We start from the raw sequence: 17879 nt of genomic DNA, 5'->3' as shown, positions 1-17879 counted from the left end.
CCGGCGGGCCGTTCCGGCTGCGTACGGTCCGCAAGCACTCACGATACGTGCCGCGGGCAACCCGCAAAGAGGGGATGCCAGATATCGGACCGCTCAAACCCGGGCCCCGCCCGTTCAGGACTTGGGTTCGAAGGTCTTCGCCAGGGTCCGCCAGGTGTCCCGGCGCAGGTCGCTGTCCCAGTCGGCGGCCTTCGCGGTGTACATGAGGGCGTAGCCCTGGTGGTCGTTGACCACGAAGCCCCGGTCCACGGTGCGGTACTTGGTACCGCCGTCCGTGTAGGTGAACTCCCAGTCGGCCGCGTTCCAGCCGCGGTAGCCCACCTTCTCGATGCGGATCTTCTTGTACTGAGAGCGGATCATGGACCGCTCCTGGTTCTTCCAGTCCGCGACGGGGTCGTCCTTGGGCGTGGACGTCCAGGCGACGAGGAGCTTCTGCCCCTGGGGGCCGGTGAACCGGTCTCCCGTGGAGCCCGAGGACCGGAACTTCCAACCCTCGGGCAGTCCGATGCGGTAGCCCTGGCTCCCCTTGTGGGTGCCGGCCACCTCCTCCTCGTCGTCGGGCTTCCCGGCGTCGCCGGACGCGCTCGCTCCGGCGCCCGGGGCGGCGCCGGTCGAGGCCCCGTCCGTCGCCGGGCCCGAGGCGGAGCCGTCGGTACCGGTTCCGCTCTCCCCGTTCTGCTCGGTGTCGCCGCTCGCGGTGGCCGAGGCGGTGACCTTGTCACCGTTTCCGCCCTTGGCCCCGTTCTCGTCGTCGCCGCCGAGTGTGAGGGCCAGCACCGTACCGAGCACGGCGAGCGCCGCGATCACGGCGATGATCACCAGCGTCCGGCGCGGCACCACGTCGGTGAGCGGCGCCCTGGGCACCTGGCGGGGCGGCAGGTCCGGCGGCGGCACGACGGGCCACCCGGAACTCCGCGCGCCCGCAGGCGCGTTCGACGCACCCGGACCCGAGCCCGCTCCTGTCCCGGCGGCCGCCGCGGACCCCGGCCCGGCGGCCCCTGGCGTGCCCGAGCCGGCAGCCCCCGGCCCCCGCGACGCGGCGGCCGTCCCGGCGGAGCCCGAGGCGGCGGTCGGCCCCGCGGACCCCGACGCGGTCCGGTCGGCACCGCCCGGCTTGGCCCGGGAGGCGGCCGCGGCACCGGCGGCGCCGGCCCCGACGGCGGCCTTGCGCACGGACCGCAGCGCCCCGCGCAGCCGGTCCCCGGCCTCCTCGGCGGCCCGCTTGCCGCCGGCGCCCGCCGAACCGCCGCCCCGGCGCGACCGCTCGTCCGGCTGCGCGGGCAGCGGCACGACCTTGGTGGCCTCGACCGGCTCGGCCTCGGGGGCGTGGATGACCTTGTTCAGCATCGCGCGGGCGCCCGCGTCGTCGAGCCGCTGGGCGGGGTCCTTGGTGAGCAGCCCGTAGATGACGTCCCGCAGCGGGCCGGCGTTCTTCGGCTCCTCCAGGTTCTCCGTCATCACCGCGGTGAGCGTCGCGATCGCGGAGCCCTTGTCGTACGGCGGGGTGCCCTCCACGGCCGCGTAGAGCAGTCCGCCGAGCGACCACAGGTCGGCCGCCGGGCCGGGCTTGTGGCCGCGGGCGCGCTCCGGGGAGATGTAGGAGGGGGCGCCGACGAGCATGCCGGTGGAGGTGATGGAGGGGTCGCCCTCGACCTGGGCGATGCCGAAGTCGGTGAGCACGACCCGGCCGTCCTCGGCGATCAGTACGTTGGACGGCTTCACGTCACGGTGCAGGATGCCCTCGCGGTGCGCGGAGCGCAGGACGTCCAGGACGGCGAGACCGACCTCGGCCGCGCGCCTCGGCTCCAGCAGGCCGTCCTCCCGGATGGCCTCGGCGAGCGACTTGCCCTCGACGAGTTCCATCACGATCCACGGGCGGTCGTCCTCCTCGACGACGTCGTAGACCGTGACGGCGCTGTTGTTGCGGATCCGCGCGATCGCCTTGGCCTCGCGCAGCGTCCGCGTGATCAGGCGCCGCTTCTCCTCCTCGTCGATGTTCCCCGGGAACCGCAGCTCCTTGACGGCGACCGTGCGTCCCAGGGTCTCGTCCTCGGCCCGCCACACCGTCCCCATGCCGCCGCGGCCGAGCACGTCTCCCAGCCGGTAGCGCCCGGCGAGGAGACGTGCGCTCTTGTCCGTACGGGATGTCCCCGCCCGCTCCGCCTCCGACATGCGTCCCCTCATGCAACCCGCCCTGACAGAGCCTTCATTGTCCCTCACCCGACAAGTGCTCGACGCCCAGGGTGCCTCTCGGGCCCATCGGAGGCGGGGGCGGGCGGTGGCGGAGGATGACCTCACGTCACCCCCGCCCCGGCAGCCCCTACCGTGGCACGATGTCCGGTGCTCCCAGCCGGGCCGCGTCCGCCGTCAGGTCGTCCGGCTGGCGCTGCGACTCCCGTTCGGCCTCCACCCTCTTCTCGTAGTGCTGGATCTCCCGTTCGACCTGGTCCGTGTCCCAGCCCAGCACCGGTGCCATCAGCCCGGCGGCCTCGCGGGCGCTGCGCGTGCCCCGGTCGAAGGTCTCGATGGAGATGCGGGTGCGCCGGGTCAGTACGTCGTCCAGGTGCCGCGCGCCCTCGTGCGAGGCGGCGTAGACGACCTCGGCGCGCAGGTAGTCGTCGGCGGCGTGCAGCGGTTCGCCGAGGGAGGGGTCGGCGGCGATGAGCTCCAGCACCTCCTCGGCCATCGCGCCGTACCGGTTCAGCAGGTGCTCCACGCGGACGACGTGCAGGCCGGTGCGTGCGGCGACCCGCGCCCGCGCGTTCCACAGCGCCCGGTACCCCTCGGCGCCGAGCAGCGGCGTCTCCTCGGTGACGCAGTCGGCGACCCGCAGGTCGAGTCCGTGCACCGCCTCGTCCACGGCGTCCTTGGCCATCACCCGGTACGTCGTGTACTTGCCGCCCGCCACGACGACCAGGCCGGGCACCGGGTGCGCGACGGTGTGCTCCCGCGACAGCTTGCTGGTGGCGTCCGACTCGCCGGCCAGCAGCGGGCGCAGACCGGCGTACACGCCCTCGACGTCGTCGCGCGTGAGCGGCACGGACAGCACCGAGTTGACGTGCTCCAGCAGGTAGTCGATGTCCGCGCTGGACGCGGCCGGGTGGGCCTTGTCCAGGTCCCAGTCGGTGTCCGTGGTGCCGATGATCCAGTGCCGGCCCCAGGGGATGACGAACAGCACGGACTTCTCGGTGCGCAGGATCAGCCCGGTGGTGGAGTGGATGCGGTCCTTGGGCACGACCAGGTGGATGCCCTTGGACGCCCGGACGTGGAACTGGCCGCGCTCGCCCACCAGGGACTGGGTGTCGTCGGTCCACACCCCGGTCGCGTTCACGATCTGCTTGGCGCGGACCTCGTACTCGCCGCCCGCCTCGACGTCCTGCACCCGCGCGCCGACCACGCGCTCGCCCTCGCGCAGGAACGCGGTCACGCGCGCGCGGTTGGCGACCTGGGCGCCGTACGCCGCCGCCGTGCGCACCAGCGTCGTCACGAACCGGGCGTCGTCCATCTGGGCGTCGTAGTACTGGAGCGCGCCGACCAGCGCGTCCTTCTTCAAGGCGGGCGCCACCCGAAGGGCGTGACGGCGGCTCAGGTGCCGGTGCATCGGCAGGCCCCGGCCGTGTCCGCGGGCCATGGACATGGCGTCGTAGAGCGCGACGCCCGACCCGGCGTAGAGCCGCTCCCACCCCTTGTGCTGCAACGGGTACAGGAACGGCACCGGCTTCACCAGGTGCGGCGCGAGCCGCTCCAGCAGCAGGCCGCGCTCCTTCAGCGCCTCCCGTACGAGTGCGAAGTCGAGCATCTCCAGGTAGCGCAGGCCGCCGTGGATCAGCTTGCTGGACCTGCTGGAGGTGCCCGACGCCCAGTCCCGCGCCTCGACCAGGCCGGTGGACAGGCCCCGGGTCACGGCGTCCAGGGCGGTGCCCGCGCCCACCACGCCCGCGCCCACCACCAGTACGTCCAGCTCGCGCTCGGCCATGGCCGCGAGCGACTCGGCGCGCTGCGCCGGCCCCAGTGTCGCTGTCCTCACTGCTGCCTCCCGCTGTGGGTCGCGTCGGCCGCACCCGTCGGGGCGAAGCCCGGTTCCTGGTACCCACCATGCCCAGATTCTGACCGGATCGCCCGACATCGGCCGCCGCCCGCCCCCAACCTGTGGACAACTCCCGCGGGGCCCGGTCGACACTCACCGAAACTCGCCCGATCAATCCCACAAATCGGTCATATTTACTCCTAGTCTGACGTTGTGCTCGCCCATCCTGTCCACCGGGCTTGCGCGCCTGTCCCGCTTCGGTTATTGGGAAGGACGGCCCACTCCATGCCCGCAGATCTCGCCGTCATCGGACTCGGCCCGTACGGCCTGCCCCTGGCCCAGGCCGCCGTCGCCGCCGGCGTCTCCACCCTCGGCTACCGCACCGGCCCCGAGGCCGACCCGCTCACCCCCGCCGAGCTGCGCCGCATGCTGTCGGCCGGCTTCCGCACGCCCGCGGGACCGGCCGAACTGGGCCGGGTACGCACCGCGGTCATCTGCGCCCCGACCCCGCCGGGCCCGGACGGCGGCCTGGACCTCACCCAGGTGGAGGCCGCCGCACGCACCCTGGCCGCCCACATGCGCCCGCACACCACGGTCATCCTGGAGTCGCCCGTGCGGCCCGGGACCACGGAGGAGCTCCTGCGCCCGCTGCTGGAGCGGGGCTCCGGGCTGCGCGCCGGCCGCGACTTCCACCTCGCCTACTCCCCCAGCCGCGCCGACCCCGGCAACCGCGACTTCACCCCGGCCAACACCCCGAAGGTCATCGGCGGCCTCACCCCCGCCTGCACCGAGTCGGCAGCCACCTTCTACGGCCGCCTCACCGACAAGGTGGTACGCGCACGAGGCCCCCGTGAGGCGGAGACGGTCCAGCTCCTGGAGACCAACTTCCGGCACGTCAACATCGCCCTCGTCAACGAGATGGCCGTCCTCTGCAACGACCTGGGCGTCGACCTGTGGGACGTCCTGCGCTGCGCGGAGACCAAGCCGTTCGGCTTCCACGCCTTCCGCCCCGGCCCCGGCGTCGGCGGCCACTCCGTCCCCCAGGACCTGACCGGCCAGGCCCCCCACAGCCTGCGCATGGTGGAACTGGCCCAGCGGGTCAACTCCCAGATGCCCCGCTACGTCGTCCAACGCGCCGCCGCCCTCCTCAACGAGCACGGCAAGTCCGCGCGCGGCGCCCGCGTCCTGCTCCTCGGCGTCACCTACAAGGCGGACCTCGCCGACCAGCAGGCGGCACCGGCCGAGGAGATCGCGTCCCGCCTGATGTCGATGGGCGCCGCCATCAGCTACCACGACCCGCACGTCCCGTCCTGGAACGTCCTGGGCCACCCCGTCCCCCGCGCCGACTCCCTCTACGAGGCCGCCGCCGACGCCGACCTGACGATCCTGCTCCAGCAGCACCGCACGTACGACCTCCAGGGCCTGTCGGTGAAGGCCCAGCTCCTGCTGGACACCCGGGGAGCCACGCCCACGGGAGCGGCGCACCGGCTCTGAACGGGGCCCGGACACGCCGAGGGGCCCGGAGCAGTCGCTCCGGGCCCCTCGGCACTTCTCGGTACTCCGTACGGGTGACTACCGCCGGTGCTGCGAGTCCGCCACCGTCACCTCGACGCGCTGGAACTCCTTGAGCTCGCTGTACCCGGTGGTCGCCATCGCCCGACGCAGCGCGCCGAAGAAGTTCATCGAGCCGTCGGGGGTGTGGGACGGGCCGGTGAGGATCTCCTCGATGGTGCCGACCGTGCCGAGGTCGACCTTCTTGCCGCGCGGCAGCTCCTCGTTGACGGCCTCCATGCCCCAGTGGTTGCCCTTGCCCGGCGCGTCCGTCGCGCGGGCCAGCGGGGAGCCCATCATCACGGAGTCGGCGCCGCAGGCGATCGCCTTGGGCAGGTCGCCGGACCAGCCGACGCCGCCGTCGGCGATGACGTGCACGTACCGGCCGCCGGACTCGTCCATGTAGTCACGGCGGGCCGCCGCCACGTCCGCGACCGCCGTCGCCATGGGCACCTGGATGCCCAGCACGTTGCGCGTGGTGTGGGCCGCGCCGCCGCCGAAGCCGACGAGGACGCCCGCCGCGCCCGTGCGCATCAGGTGCAGGGCGGCGGTGTACGTGGCGCAGCCGCCGACGATCACCGGGACGTCGAGCTCGTAGATGAACTGCTTCAGGTTCAGCGGCTCGTGCGCGCCGGAGACGTGCTCCGCCGAGACCGTCGTACCGCGGATGACGAAGATGTCCACGCCCGCGTCCACGACCGCCTTGGAGAACTGGGCGGTGCGCTGCGGGGAGAGAGCGGCGGCGGTGACCACGCCCGAGTCGCGCACCTCCTTGATGCGCTGCCCGATCAGCTCCTCCTTGACGGGAGCCGCGTAGATCTCCTGGAGGCGGCGGGTCGCGGTGTCCGGGTCCAGCTCGGCGATCTCGTCGAGCAGCGGCTGCGGGTCCTCGTACCGGGTCCACAGGCCCTCGAGGTTCAGCACGCCCAGGCCGCCCAGCTCGCCGATGCGGATGGCGGTGGCCGGGGAGACGACCGAGTCCATGGGAGCTGCCAGGAACGGCAGCTCGAAGCGGTAGGCGTCGATCTGCCAGGCGATCGAGACCTCCTTCGGGTCCCGCGTACGGCGGCTGGGGACGACGGCGATGTCGTCGAAGGCGTACGCCCGGCGGCCGCGCTTGCCGCGCCCGATCTCGATCTCAGTCACGTCTGTGGCCTTTCCCTGATGCGTTGCAGCGCCTTCCAGTATCCCCGACGGGCACACCGAGGGCGGCCCCGGATGCTCGCGGGGCCGCCCTGGAAGGCTTGCTGCCTACTTGCTGCGGCTGTAGTTCGGTGCCTCGACCGTCATCTGGATGTCGTGCGGGTGGCTCTCCTTGAGGCCGGCGGAGGTGATCCGCACGAACCGGCCCTTCGACTCCATCTCCTGGATGGTGGCGGCTCCCACGTACCCCATGGTCTGGCGCAGGCCGCCGACGAGCTGGTGCAGCACGTTGGCCAGCGGGCCGCGGTAGGGCACCTGGCCCTCGATGCCCTCGGGCACGAGCTTGTCGTCGGACGCCACCTCGGCCTGGAAGTAGCGGTCCTTCGAGTACGACCTGCCCTGGCCGCGGGACTGCATGGCACCGAGCGAGCCCATGCCGCGGTACGACTTGAACTGCTTGCCGTTGATGAACTGCAGCTCGCCCGGCGACTCCTCGCAGCCCGCGAGCAGGCTGCCCAGCATCACCGTGTCGGCACCGGCGGCCAGCGCCTTGCCGATGTCGCCCGAGTACTGCAGGCCACCGTCACCGATCAGCGGGACGCCGGCCGCGCGGGCCGCGAGGGACGCCTCGTAGATGGCCGTGACCTGCGGGACTCCGATGCCGGCGACGACGCGGGTCGTACAGATCGAGCCGGGGCCGATGCCGACCTTGATGCCGTCGACGCCGGCGTCGATCAGGGCCTGGGCGCCGTCCCGGGTGGCGATGTTGCCGCCGATCACGTCCACGCCGGCGCCGAGGCTGGACTTGATCTTCGCCATCCAGCTCAGGGCGTTGCTGTTGTGGCCGTGCGAGGTGTCGACGACCAGGAAGTCCACGCCCGCCGCGGCCAGGGCCTGGGCGCGCTCCAGCGCCTCGGGGCTGGCGCCGACGGCGGCGCCGACCAGCAGCCGGCCCTCGGAGTCCTTGGCGGCGTGGGGGTACTGCTCGGCCTTGACGAAGTCCTTGACGGTGATGAGGCCCTTGAGGACGCCCGCGTCGTCGACCAGCGGAAGCTTCTCGATCTTGTGGCGGCGCAGCAGCTCCATGGCGTCCACGCCGGAGATGCCGACCTTGCCGGTGACCAGCGGCATCGGGGTCATGACCTCGCGCACCTGGCGCGTGCGGTCGGACTCGAAGGCCATGTCCCGGTTGGTGACGATGCCGAGCAGCTTGCCGGCCGGGTCGGTGACCGGGACGCCGCTGATGCGGAACTTGGCGCACAGGGCGTCCGCCTCGGCCAGCGTGGCCTCGGGGTGCACGGTGATGGGGTCGGTGACCATGCCGGACTCGGACCGCTTGACGAGGTCGACCTGGTTGACCTGGTCCTCGATGGAGAGATTGCGGTGCAGCACGCCGACACCGCCCTGGCGGGCCATCGCGATCGCCATGCGGGACTCGGTCACCTTGTCCATCGCCGCCGAGAGCAGCGGGATGTTCACCCGGACGTTGCGCGAGATGCGGGACGAAGTGTCGACCGCGTTGGGGAGCACCTCGGATGCGCCCGGCAGCAGCAGCACGTCGTCGTAGGTCAGCCCGAGCGTCGCGAACTTCTCGGGCACTCCGTCGACGTTGGCAGTCATGACACCTTCCCCAAATGGCCTTGATCGGTGCGGATGTCCATGCTAACGGGAAGTGGACGTGTCTCATTCCACGATCATGGGCGCCCACGGCCTTCGTAGCTTCGTACGGGCACCGGTCACCGGCCGTTCACCCTCGGGCGCTACTGCTCCGCCAGGGCCCGCAACCGGCTCAGTGCCCGGTGCTGCGCGACCCGCACGGCCCCGGGTGACATTCCCAACATCTGCCCCGTCTCCTCGGCCGTGAGCCCCACCGCGATCCGCAGCAGGAGCAGCTCCCGCTGGTTCTCCGGCAGGTTGGCCAGCAGTTTCTTGGCCCAGGCGGCGTCGCTGCTCAGCAGCGCCCGCTCCTCGGGACCCAGCGAGTCGTCCGGCCGCTCGGGCATCTCGTCGGACGGGACGGCCGTCGAGCCCGGGTGCCGCATCGCCGCGCGCTGGAGGTCGGCGACCTTGTGGGCGGCGATGGCGAAGACGAACGCCTCGAAGGGGCGGCCGGTGTCCTTGTAGCGGGGCAGCGCGAGCAGCACCGCCACGCAGACCTCCTGGGCGAGGTCCTCGACGAAGTGCCGGGCGTCGCCGGGCAGGCGGGACAGACGCGTGCGGCAGTAGCGCAGCGCCAAGGGATGAACATGGGCGAGCAGGTCGTGCGTGGCCTGCTCGTCCCCGTCGACGGCGCGGTGGACGAGCCCACCGACCGTCCCTTGTTCAGGGGCCGCCTCGTCGTCACGCATCGGTCCATGGTGCCTTGCGGCCGTCCGATCCGTGGCTCCGCGCCCGTTGTTGTGCACCGAAGCGTTATGAGCAGGTGCGCCGGCACTCATCCCCTGCGCCCTCCCCTTCCGCTCGACCGACTCGTCCCCGAGGAACTCCACACCTCAAGGATGCGTCATCCGCGGCGAAACGAGCAGCGGGCGCCCGGCGGGTCGCCTTGTCACCCCCGCTCACCTCGCGATAAGCGGGGATCGCCGCATCCCCGACGGGCCCTGTGGGCCTGCATCGCACGGGGTGTCCCCGCAGGGGGTGTCGTTTGGATCCTGCCGGGGCCGCGGGGTCCGGCACGCCCGTCTGCCGCGTTGTCGTCGGTTGCCAGGGCCGAGCCCTGGCGCCCTCCTCCGCCGTGCGGCTGCACGCACCAGACCCCGCTCGGCCTGCCTGCGAGGCGCCGCCACCCGGAGCCGGCCTGATCCGAACGGCACCCCCTAGCGGACCAGGCCCCACCGGAAGCCGAGCGCCACCGCGTGCGCCCGGTCCGAGGCGCCGAGCTTCTTGAAGAGCCGCCGGGCGTGGGTCTTGACGGTGTCCTCGGAGAGGAACAGCTCGCGGCCGATCTCCGCGTTGGAACGGCCGTGGCTCATGCCCTCCAGGACCTGGATCTCACGCGCGGTGAGCGTGGGCGCGGCGCCCATCTCGGCGGAGCGCAGCCGGCGCGGGGCGAGCCGCCAGGTCGGGTCGGCGAGGGCCTGCGTCACCGTGGCGCGCAGTTCGGCGCGCGAGGCGTCCTTGTGCAGATAACCACGGGCACCGGCGGCGACGGCGAGGGCCACACCGTCCAGGTCCTCGGCGACGGTGAGCATGATGATGCGCGCGCCGGGGTCGGCGGACAGCAGCCGCCGGACGGTCTCGACGCCGCCCAGGCCGGGCATGCGCACGTCCATCAGGATCAGGTCCGAGCGGTCGGCACCCCAGCGGCGGAGGACTTCCTCGCCGTTGGCGGCCGTCGTCACGCGCTCGACGCCGGGCACGGTCGCGACCGCGCGGCGGAGCGCCTCTCGGGCAAGCGGGGAGTCGTCGCAGACGAGGACGGAAGTCATGACCGTCCTCCGCAGCTGATGCGCGTCACGTTGAGCCTCCAGGCTGGTACGAAATCGTCACCTGTGCGGTCGACCGTCCCGGACGCCCGCCCGAGCACTTGTTCCTTCAACCGCCTCCGCACTCTCAACGACGGTCACTCGAAAGAGTTACGGGGCTGTGTGTCGTCTTCGGCACTCTACGTGAGGGGTCGACCACGCAGCAGACGCGCGCGTCGGACCCGCCCCGATTCCTCACAAGCCGTGCCCCATTTAGCCGCTTTTCTTCCACTTCGCTGGTGTCTGCGACTAGATTCGCAATGGGTCATATTTTCATCTCCTTAGATCGTAGTTGTACGGTCGCACACCATATCCACCCAGATCGGCTACAAGGGGTCACGCTATGGCAGATTTCTCCCGCCTTCCCGGACCGAACGCGGACCTGTGGGACTGGCAGCTCCTGGCTGCGTGCCGTGGGGTGGACAGCTCGCTCTTCTTCCATCCGGAGGGCGAGCGTGGTGCGGCACGGAGCGCCCGCGAGAACTCGGCCAAGGAGGTCTGCATGAGGTGCCCGGTCCGCGCCGAGTGCGCGGCGCACGCGCTGGCGGTGCGTGAGCCGTACGGCGTGTGGGGCGGGCTGACCGAGGACGAGCGCGAAGAGCTCATGGGACGGGCACGCCACCGCCTGGTGGCGGCATCGGCGTCAGCCGGCGGGGAGGCGGCGGCCCACCACTGACGGGCTGAAGGATTGAAGGACTGAAGGAACGTTTCTCTCTTACCAGGCTCACCAGGCGCCGACACGGGCCACGGCGCGGACCACGGCGCGGCCCCCCGGGCTGCCGCTCAGCGCGTGGCCGACTGACGCGCCCCCGCCCGGGCCAACTCGTCCAGCGTCGCCGACACCGCCGGCACCTGGGCCAGATCGGGCAGAGTGAGGGCGACGATCTCCCGCCGCACCGCCGGTTCCAGTGCCACCGTGCGAACACCCCGAGGCCGTACCGACTCGACGGCGAGCTGGGGCAGGACGGCCACGCCCAGGCCTGCTCCGACCAGGCCGACGACCGCCGGATAATCGTCGGTCGCGAAGTCGATGCGGGGCGTGAAGCCCGCTCCCTCGCACACCTCGACGAGCTGACCGCGACAGCGCGGGCAACCCGCGATCCAGGGCTCCTGCGCGAGCTCCCCGATGGCCAGGGACCCGTGGGGCGCCGTGCGCGCGAGCCGGTGCCGTTCGGGCACCAGGGCCACGAGGCGGTCGGTCAGCAGTGGCCGTACGACCAGGTCGTCCCACTCCTCCGCGCCGGCCGCGCCTTCGTAACGGAAGGCGAGCGCCACGTCGCACTCGCCCTCCCGCAGCAGCTCCACGGACTTCGGCGGCTCGGCCTCCTCCAGGAAGACCCGGGTGCCGGGATGCGCGGCGCGCAGCGCGGCCAGGGCCGTCGGCACGAGGGTGGAGCTCCCGCTGGGAAAGGAGACCAGCCGCACGCGCCCGGCGCGCAGCCCGGCGATGGCCGCGACCTCCTCCTCGGCCGCGGTGAGCCCGGCGAGGATCCCGGCGGCGTGCCGCACCAGCGACTCACCGGCCTGGGTCAGCCGCATCTCGCGCCCGGTGCGCACGAGCAGGGGCGTGCCGACGGAGGCCTCCAGCGCCTTCATCTGCTGGCTGACGGCGGGCTGGGTGCAGCCCAGCTCGCGCCCCGCGGCGGAGAAGGAACCGGTCGATGCCACGGCGCGCAGCACCCGGAGATGACGAGCCTCGATCACATCCCCGAGGATAAGCGACTCTTTGACCGGACGCCGAATAATGCGTCGCCCCTTTGATGATGCCTGTCCTACCGTGCCGCCATGAAGCTCTTGTCAGTCAATCTGGGCCGCGCGCGTGCCGTCCCGTACACGGACCACCCCGAAGGCATCACCGGTATCGACAAGCAGCCGGCCGACGGACCCGTACGGGTCGCGGCGCCGGGGCCGAAGGGGGTCGGGGCGAGCGGGCTGGCCGGGGACACGGTGTGCGACACGCGCCACCACGGCGGCGACGACCAGGCGGTGTACGCGGTGGCGCGCGAGGACCTCGACGACTGGGAGCGCGTCCTGGGCCGCCCGCTGCCGAACGGCTCCTTCGGCGAGAACCTCACCACCACGGGCCTGGACGTCTCGGGCGCCCGGATCGGCGAGCGCTGGCGGGTCGGCGGGGAGCTGGTGCTGGAGGTGACGGCCGGCCGGATTCCCTGCCGCACCTTCCAGGGCCATCTGGGTGAGAAGCAGTGGGTGAAGCGCTTCACGGAGAAGGGCGCGCCGGGGGCCTATCTGCGGGTGGTCGAGCCCGGTGAGGTGCGGGCGGGTGACCCGGTACGGATCGTGCACCGGCCCGACCACGAGGTGACGGTGGCGTTGCAGTTCCGGGCGGCGACGACCCAGCGGGAGCTGCTCCCCCGGCTGCTCGCGGCGGGCGAGGCGCTGCACCCGGAGTCGCTGGCCGCGGCACGTAAGTACGTGGAGCAGTACGGCAGCTGACTCACCATCAGTCACCCTTCCTGCCCTCGCCTTTGCGCGCCGTCGTCCTGGTGAGTAAAGCGGACGCAGCCAGTCCGGACCCATAACCTTGCGCCATGACAACGGCATTGATTACGGGATCGACGGCGGGCATCGGCGCCGCGTTCGCACGGCGGCTGGCGGCGGAAGGGCACGACCTGGTGCTGGTGGCCCGCGACACCAAGCGGCTGCGCGAGCAGGCGACCGAGCTGCACGACCGGCACGGCATCGAGGCCGAGGTACTGACGGCCGACCTGGCGACGGACGCGGGCATCGAGGCGGTGGCCGCCCGGCTCGACGACCGCAGGAACCCCGTCGACCTGCTGATCAACAACGCCGGCTTCGGCAACAAGGGCCGTTTCCTCGAGGTCTCGATGGCCGACGAGCTGACGATGCTCAAGGTGCACTGCGAGGCGGTACTGCGGCTGACCGCGGCGGCGGCGGAGGCGATGCGGGCGCGGGGGCGCGGCGGCGTGGTCAACGTGGCCTCGGTCGCGGCGTTCGTCCCGCGCGGCACGTACGGCGCCTCCAAGGCGTGGGTCGTGCAGTTCACGCAGGGCGTGGCGAAGGACCTGGCCGGCAGCGGCGTACGCCTGATGGCCCTGTGCCCCGGCTTCGTGCGTACGGAGTTCCACCAGCGGGCCGGGATGGGCACGGACAACATCCCGAACTGGATGTGGCTCGACGCGGACAAACTGGTCGCGGCGGCCCTCGCCGACCTGTCCCGCGGCAAGTCCCTGTCGGTCCCCGACCCCCGCTACAAGGCCCTGATGGGCGCGGCGAAGCTGGTGCCGCGGGGGATGCTGGGCGGGATCTCCTCGCGGACGGGGCGGAAGTACGGGCCGCAGTAGGGGGCCCGCCGGAGTGCCGGACGCCTCACTCCGGCGGCGCGTCCTCGCAGTTCTCCGCGACCTTCACCACGCCGAAGACCACCGGGTAGTCGGTGATCTGCTGGTTCGGCCCCGGCCGGGACGCGCAGATCTTCCACTCGGCCGGGTCGTCCACGGGACGGCCCTGTCCGCTCGCGTCCTCGAAGGTGATGTCGGTCTCGGAGCCCATCTGCTCCTGCGCGCGCCCCGCGTTGCCGCCGATGACGTCGGGCATGCCGGCGGTGACCGGCCGGTGGTTCGCCGCACGAGGTGTCCCGGCGCTCGCCGAGGCGGGTGCGGCGTCCGCCGGGGCGTCGTCCGGCGCGGACGACGCCCCGCAGGCGGTGACCGAGGCCAGGAGCGCGGTGACGAGGGCGGGGCCCAGAAGTCTGGTGGTGGTCATGTTCATCCCAGCGTGTCGACGGTTCGGGACAGTATTCACGGTGGGACGGGCAGAGACACCACTTCCTTGATCACGGTTCGGGCGGTCAGCCCGCCCTAGGCGGCGCGGCACAGTGGCGCGCGTCTGTGGCGCGACTAACCGTGGAAGGCCGTGACCGCTTCGAGCGCGGCCCGTTCGGTCGTGACGTGGTTCACCGGCGCCGCCTCGTCGGCGTAACCGAAGGAGACGCCCACGAGCAGCCGTCCCCCGGCGACGCCGAGTTCGGCGCGGACCGTGTCGGCGTAGAAGCTCAGCAGCCCCTGCGGACAACTCGCCACGCCGTACGCGGTCATCGCCAGGAGCAGTGTCTGCAGGTAGGCACCGACGTCAGCGGCCAGCCGGGCCCCGCCGTCACCGGTGACGAACAGGAACGCGGCGTGCGGCGCGCCGTAGAAGCGCAGGCTCTCCGCGTCGTAGGCCGCCCGCGCCGCGTGATCGTCAGGACCGATGCCGAGCGTTCCGTAGAGCTGGGCTCCGAACGCTGCCCGGCGCGCCTGGTGCTCCTGCGCGTACATGTCCTCGGAGTACGGAAAGTCGACGGAGACGCGCTTCTCGGCGTGGGCCGCCTGCAGGGCGTCCGCCAGGCGCTCACGTGAGGCGCCGCTGACCACCTCGGCCCGCCAGGGTTGCGCGTTGGAGTTGGACGGTGCGGCGCCGGCCAGCGAGAAGATCGCGCGCAGCGTGTCCTCGGGCACCGCTTCCGGACGGAACGCGCGGGTCGCGTGACGGCCACGTATCAGCTTCTCCGCACAGCCACTCAGCTCGGTGGGGACCAGCAGGCTCATGAAGGGCTCCTCGACGACAGCGAATGTAAACGGTTCCGTTTACATAGTCGGACGGTCGGAGACTAGCAGGCCCTCACCCTCGAAGTAAACGCGGACGTATACTCAATGCGTGAGTACGACGACTACGGCATCCCAGGGGCGAGGACGTGGCGGACGGGAGCGCATCCTGGCCGCCGCCGCCCGGCTGTTCGCGACCCAGGGGATCAACGCGACCGGGATGGAGCAGGTCGCGGAGGAAGCACCGGTGTCCAAGCGGACGCTCTACGCGCATTTCCGGACCAAGGACGACCTGGTGGTCGCTCACCTCCAGGACCTCGCCTCGTCGGGGGCCACGCTGGAAAGCGTGCTGACCCGCGAGGACATCCCCCCGCGGGAGCGCATCCTCGGGCTGTTCGTCCAGCCCGTGCCGGACGCGGCCCCGGTGCGCGGGTGTCCGTTCATCGATGCCGCGGCGGAGTTCCCCGACCCGGGGAGCGCGGTCCACGCCTACGCCCGCGAACAGAAACTGCGGATGGTACGGCTGGTCACCGCGCTGGTGACGGAGCTCGGCTGTCGCGAGCCCGCCGCGCTCGCCGAACAGCTGGTCACCCTCGCGGACGGGGCGGCCAGTCGAGCCATGGTGCTGGACGACGCCGAGTACGGCCGGCACGCGCGGACGGCGGCGGAGACCCTCCTCGCGCACGCCCTGCCGAGCACCACCTGACCGACGGGGCGGGCGCAAAGCCGGTGCCCCGGAAAACGAACGGTGCCCAGCCCCCTGCGGGGGCTGGGCACCGTTCAGCTGATGCGCTGCGCTCAGTGGGCGTGGCCGTGGCCGTGGCCCGCGGCGGCCGGCTCTTCCTCTTCCTTCTTCTCGACGACCAGGGTCTCGGTCGTGAGGAGGAGGGAGGCGATGGAGGCGGCGTTCTCCAGGGCGGAACGGGTGACCTTCACCGGGTCGATGACGCCGGCCTTGACCAGGTCGCCGTACTCGCCGGTGGCGGCGTTGTAGCCGTTGCCCTTCTCCAGCTCCGCCACCTTGGAGACGATGACGTAGCCCTCGAGGCCGGCGTTCTCGGCGATCCAGCGCAGCGGCTCGACGGCGGCCTTGCGGACGACCGCGACACCGGTGGCCTCGTCGCCGGTCTTGCCGAGGTTGCCCTCCAGGACCTTGACGGCGTGGACCAGGGCGGAGCCACCACCGGAGACGATGCCCTCCTCGACCGCGGCGCGGGTCGCGGAGATGGCGTCCTCCAGACGGTGCTTGCGCTCCTTCAGCTCCACCTCGGTGGCGGCGCCGACCTTGATCACGCACACGCCGCCGGCCAGCTTCGCGAGGCGCTCCTGGAGCTTCTCGCGGTCCCAGTCGGAGTCCGTGTTCTCGATCTCGGCCTTGATCTGCGCGATGCGGCCCTCGACCTCGTCACGCTTGCCGGCACCGTCGACGATCGTGGTGTCGTCCTTGGTGACGGTGATGCGGCGGGCGGTGCCGAGCACGTCCAGGCCGACCTGGTCGAGCTTGAGGCCGACCTCCTCGGAGATGACCGTGGCGCCGGTGAGGACGGCCATGTCCTGCAGCATCGCCTTGCGGCGGTCGCCGAAGCCCGGGGCCTTCACCGCGACGGCGTTGAAGGTGCCGCGGATCTTGTTGACGACGAGGGTGGAGAGGGCCTCGCCCTCGAGGTCCTCGGCGATGATCAGCAGCGGCTTGGAGGCACCCGCCTGGATGACCTTCTCCAGCAGCGGCAGCAGGTCCGCGATGGAGGAGATCTTGCCCTGGTTGATGAGGATGTACGGGTCCTCCAGGACGGCTTCCATGCGCTCCTGGTCCGTCACGAAGTACGGCGACAGGTAGCCCTTGTCGAAGGCCATGCCCTCGGTGAAGTCCAGCTCCAGACCGAAGGTGTTGGACTCCTCGACGGTGATGACACCGTCCTTGCCGACCTTGTCCATGGCCTCGGCGATCAGCTCGCCGACCTGCTGGTCCTGGGCGGACAGCGCGGCCACGGCGGCGATGTCGGACTTCTCGTCGATCGGGCGCGCGGTGGCGAGGAGGTCCTCGGACACGGCGGCGACGGCCGCGTCGATGCCCTTCTTCAGCAGCGCCGGGGAGGCACCGGCGGCGACGTTCTTCAGGCCCTCGCGGACCAGCGCCTGGGCCAGGACGGTGGCGGTGGTGGTGCCGTCACCAGCGATGTCGTTGGTCTTGGTCGCCACCTCCTTCACCAGCTGGGCGCCGAGGTTCTCGTACGGGTCCTCGATCTCGACCTCGCGGGCGATCGTGACACCGTCGTTGGTGATGGTCGGGGCGCCGAACTTCTTGTCGATGACGACGTTGCGGCCCTTGGGGCCGATCGTCACCTTCACCGTGTCGGCGAGCTTGTTGACGCCGCGCTCGAGGGCGCGACGGGCGTCCTCGTCGAACTTCAGGATCTTCGCCATGGGAGCGTGAGCCCTCTCGGAAATCTAGGGGAAAACTGACTGCGCCCCTCGCGCCCGGCTTCTTAGGTCGCGGGGGCCAGGGGCGCAGTTGCTGAGCTGTGTGCGTCGAGGTGAGTCGACTACTGCCCGACTTACTTCTCGATGATCGCGAGCACGTCGCGGGCCGAGAGGACGAGGTACTCCTCGCCGTTGTACTTCACCTCGGTGCCGCCGTACTTGCTGTAGAGCACGACGTCACCGACGGAGACGTCGAGCGGAAGACGGTTGCCGTCCTCGAAGCGGCCCGGGCCCACGGCCAGGACGACGCCCTCCTGGGGCTTCTCCTTGGCGGTGTCCGGAATGACCAGGCCCGAAGCCGTGGTCTGCTCGGCGTCGAGCGGCTGGACCACAATGCGGTCCTCGAGCGGCTTGATGGCAACCTTGGAGCTGGCGGTCGTCACGATCCGACCTCCCCCTTCGGAGATCTCACGGGGTTAACTGTCTGAGGTGGCGACCAGGTCGATCCGTCGTCGCGGGTGCCGGACCTGCCCGTCGCTGTGTTGGCACTCTCCAGTGGGGAGTGCCAGAGCCGAGACTATGACCGCGATTAGCACTCGGTCAAGCGGAGTGCCAATCCCGGCGGCGCGTCGGCGGAGTTTTCGGGTGGCCGCGCGTTCCGTGGTGCACCCGGCGTGGGTGTGGGCGGCGCTGGGGGCCGCCGCCCCC

General features: G+C 71.6%; 16 protein-coding genes. 5 read left to right on the top strand and 11 right to left on the bottom strand.

The features are described from left to right. Nucleotides 1-114: 114 nt before the first annotated feature. Together RM812_RS08265 and RM812_RS08260 are read right to left on the bottom strand one after the other, a co-directional pair. A complete protein-coding gene (locus RM812_RS08265) occupies nucleotides 115-2172 on the bottom strand; it encodes a serine/threonine-protein kinase (protein ID WP_311571734.1) in 2058 nt (685 codons plus the stop codon). A 148-nt stretch (nucleotides 2173-2320) separates the two neighbouring features. Continuing rightward, nucleotides 2321-4027, bottom strand: a complete 1707-nt coding sequence (locus RM812_RS08260) for a glycerol-3-phosphate dehydrogenase/oxidase (protein ID WP_311571733.1) — start codon at nucleotides 4025-4027, stop codon at nucleotides 2321-2323. A gap of 285 nt (nucleotides 4028-4312) precedes the next feature. Between RM812_RS08260 and RM812_RS08255 the strand changes: the two genes are divergently transcribed. After that, nucleotides 4313-5521, top strand: a complete 1209-nt coding sequence (locus RM812_RS08255; protein ID WP_311571732.1) for a nucleotide sugar dehydrogenase — start codon at nucleotides 4313-4315, stop codon at nucleotides 5519-5521. Nucleotides 5522-5599: 78 nt separating this feature from the next. Here the strand turns inward: RM812_RS08255 and RM812_RS08250 are convergent, their stop codons facing one another. The 4 genes from RM812_RS08250 to RM812_RS08235 form a co-directional block, all read right to left on the bottom strand. Beyond that, complete coding sequence (locus RM812_RS08250; RefSeq protein ID WP_311571731.1) at nucleotides 5600-6724, bottom strand: GuaB3 family IMP dehydrogenase-related protein; 1125 nt, start codon at nucleotides 6722-6724, stop codon at nucleotides 5600-5602. A gap of 105 nt (nucleotides 6725-6829) precedes the next feature. Further along, nucleotides 6830-8341 carry an IMP dehydrogenase gene (gene guaB, locus RM812_RS08245; protein ID WP_311571730.1) on the bottom strand — a complete coding sequence of 504 codons (1512 nt, stop codon included), beginning with the start codon at nucleotides 8339-8341 and terminating at the stop codon, nucleotides 6830-6832. Between the two features lie 140 nt (nucleotides 8342-8481). After that, on the bottom strand, nucleotides 8482-9069 hold the full coding sequence (locus RM812_RS08240; RefSeq protein WP_311571729.1) for a sigma-70 family RNA polymerase sigma factor: 588 nt from the start codon (nucleotides 9067-9069) through the stop codon (nucleotides 8482-8484). A 468-nt stretch (nucleotides 9070-9537) separates the two neighbouring features. Then, nucleotides 9538-10149: a response regulator transcription factor gene (locus RM812_RS08235; protein WP_003948568.1), complete on the bottom strand. Its 612-nt coding sequence runs from the start codon at nucleotides 10147-10149 to the stop codon at nucleotides 9538-9540. A 379-nt stretch (nucleotides 10150-10528) separates the two neighbouring features. On the opposite strand from RM812_RS08235, the gene RM812_RS08230 reads away from it, so the two are divergent. Then, nucleotides 10529-10861 (top strand): WhiB family transcriptional regulator, encoded by a 333-nt coding sequence (locus RM812_RS08230; RefSeq protein ID WP_311571728.1) that lies wholly within the window; start codon nucleotides 10529-10531, stop codon nucleotides 10859-10861. 107 nt (nucleotides 10862-10968) lie between these two features. Here RM812_RS08230 and RM812_RS08225 read toward each other — a convergent pair whose 3' ends face one another. Then, nucleotides 10969-11889, bottom strand: coding sequence for a LysR family transcriptional regulator (locus RM812_RS08225; RefSeq protein ID WP_311571727.1), 921 nt, complete (start codon nucleotides 11887-11889; stop codon nucleotides 10969-10971). An 81-nt stretch (nucleotides 11890-11970) separates the two neighbouring features. On the opposite strand from RM812_RS08225, the gene RM812_RS08220 reads away from it, so the two are divergent. Both RM812_RS08220 and RM812_RS08215 read left to right on the top strand, forming a co-directional pair. Beyond that, nucleotides 11971-12639, top strand: a complete 669-nt coding sequence (locus RM812_RS08220) for an MOSC domain-containing protein (protein ID WP_311571726.1) — start codon at nucleotides 11971-11973, stop codon at nucleotides 12637-12639. 95 nt (nucleotides 12640-12734) lie between these two features. After that, a complete protein-coding gene (locus RM812_RS08215) occupies nucleotides 12735-13508 on the top strand; it encodes an SDR family NAD(P)-dependent oxidoreductase (RefSeq protein WP_311571725.1) in 774 nt (257 codons plus the stop codon). Nucleotides 13509-13533: 25 nt separating this feature from the next. Here RM812_RS08215 and RM812_RS08210 read toward each other — a convergent pair whose 3' ends face one another. Further along, on the bottom strand, nucleotides 13534-13929 hold the full coding sequence (locus tag RM812_RS08210) for a hypothetical protein (protein WP_311571724.1): 396 nt from the start codon (nucleotides 13927-13929) through the stop codon (nucleotides 13534-13536). A 134-nt stretch (nucleotides 13930-14063) separates the two neighbouring features. Next, a complete protein-coding gene (locus RM812_RS08205) occupies nucleotides 14064-14753 on the bottom strand; it encodes a nitroreductase (RefSeq protein WP_311571723.1) in 690 nt (229 codons plus the stop codon). A gap of 109 nt (nucleotides 14754-14862) precedes the next feature. On the opposite strand from RM812_RS08205, the gene RM812_RS08200 reads away from it, so the two are divergent. Then, the gene (locus tag RM812_RS08200) at nucleotides 14863-15456 is read left to right on the top strand and encodes a TetR/AcrR family transcriptional regulator (protein ID WP_311571722.1); all 594 of its coding nucleotides are present in this window, start codon (nucleotides 14863-14865) and stop codon (nucleotides 15454-15456) included. A 92-nt stretch (nucleotides 15457-15548) separates the two neighbouring features. Here the strand turns inward: RM812_RS08200 and groL are convergent, their stop codons facing one another. Both groL and groES read right to left on the bottom strand, forming a co-directional pair. After that, the gene (groL, locus tag RM812_RS08195) at nucleotides 15549-17174 is read right to left on the bottom strand and encodes a chaperonin GroEL (protein ID WP_311571721.1); all 1626 of its coding nucleotides are present in this window, start codon (nucleotides 17172-17174) and stop codon (nucleotides 15549-15551) included. Between the two features lie 131 nt (nucleotides 17175-17305). Beyond that, the gene (groES, locus tag RM812_RS08190) at nucleotides 17306-17614 is read right to left on the bottom strand and encodes a co-chaperone GroES (protein ID WP_014178834.1); all 309 of its coding nucleotides are present in this window, start codon (nucleotides 17612-17614) and stop codon (nucleotides 17306-17308) included. Between the last annotated feature and the right edge of the window lie 265 nt (nucleotides 17615-17879).

Origin of the sequence: Streptomyces lancefieldiae (assembly GCF_031845825.1) — a bacterium.
Taxonomy (GTDB): domain Bacteria; phylum Actinomycetota; class Actinomycetes; order Streptomycetales; family Streptomycetaceae; genus Streptomyces; species Streptomyces lancefieldiae.
This window is presented reverse-complemented; position numbering and strand designations above follow the sequence as displayed.

What these genes read in the sequence shown, in the direction of transcription:
- RM812_RS08265 (WP_311571734.1), bottom strand. Translation starts at nt 2,172, where the DNA reads ATGTCGGAGGCGGAGCGGGCGGGGACATCCCGTACGGACAAGAGCGCA.
- RM812_RS08255 (WP_311571732.1), top strand. Translation starts at nt 4,313, where the DNA reads ATGCCCGCAGATCTCGCCGTCATCGGACTCGGCCCGTACGGCCTGCCC.
- guaB (WP_311571730.1), bottom strand. Translation starts at nt 8,341, where the DNA reads ATGACTGCCAACGTCGACGGAGTGCCCGAGAAGTTCGCGACGCTCGGG.
- RM812_RS08240 (WP_311571729.1), bottom strand. Translation starts at nt 9,069, where the DNA reads ATGCGTGACGACGAGGCGGCCCCTGAACAAGGGACGGTCGGTGGGCTC.
- RM812_RS08235 (WP_003948568.1), bottom strand. Translation starts at nt 10,149, where the DNA reads ATGACTTCCGTCCTCGTCTGCGACGACTCCCCGCTTGCCCGAGAGGCG.
- RM812_RS08230 (WP_311571728.1), top strand. Translation starts at nt 10,529, where the DNA reads ATGGCAGATTTCTCCCGCCTTCCCGGACCGAACGCGGACCTGTGGGAC.
- RM812_RS08220 (WP_311571726.1), top strand. Translation starts at nt 11,971, where the DNA reads ATGAAGCTCTTGTCAGTCAATCTGGGCCGCGCGCGTGCCGTCCCGTAC.
- RM812_RS08215 (WP_311571725.1), top strand. Translation starts at nt 12,735, where the DNA reads ATGACAACGGCATTGATTACGGGATCGACGGCGGGCATCGGCGCCGCG.
- RM812_RS08210 (WP_311571724.1), bottom strand. Translation starts at nt 13,929, where the DNA reads ATGACCACCACCAGACTTCTGGGCCCCGCCCTCGTCACCGCGCTCCTG.
- RM812_RS08205 (WP_311571723.1), bottom strand. Translation starts at nt 14,753, where the DNA reads ATGAGCCTGCTGGTCCCCACCGAGCTGAGTGGCTGTGCGGAGAAGCTG.
- groL (WP_311571721.1), bottom strand. Translation starts at nt 17,174, where the DNA reads ATGGCGAAGATCCTGAAGTTCGACGAGGACGCCCGTCGCGCCCTCGAG.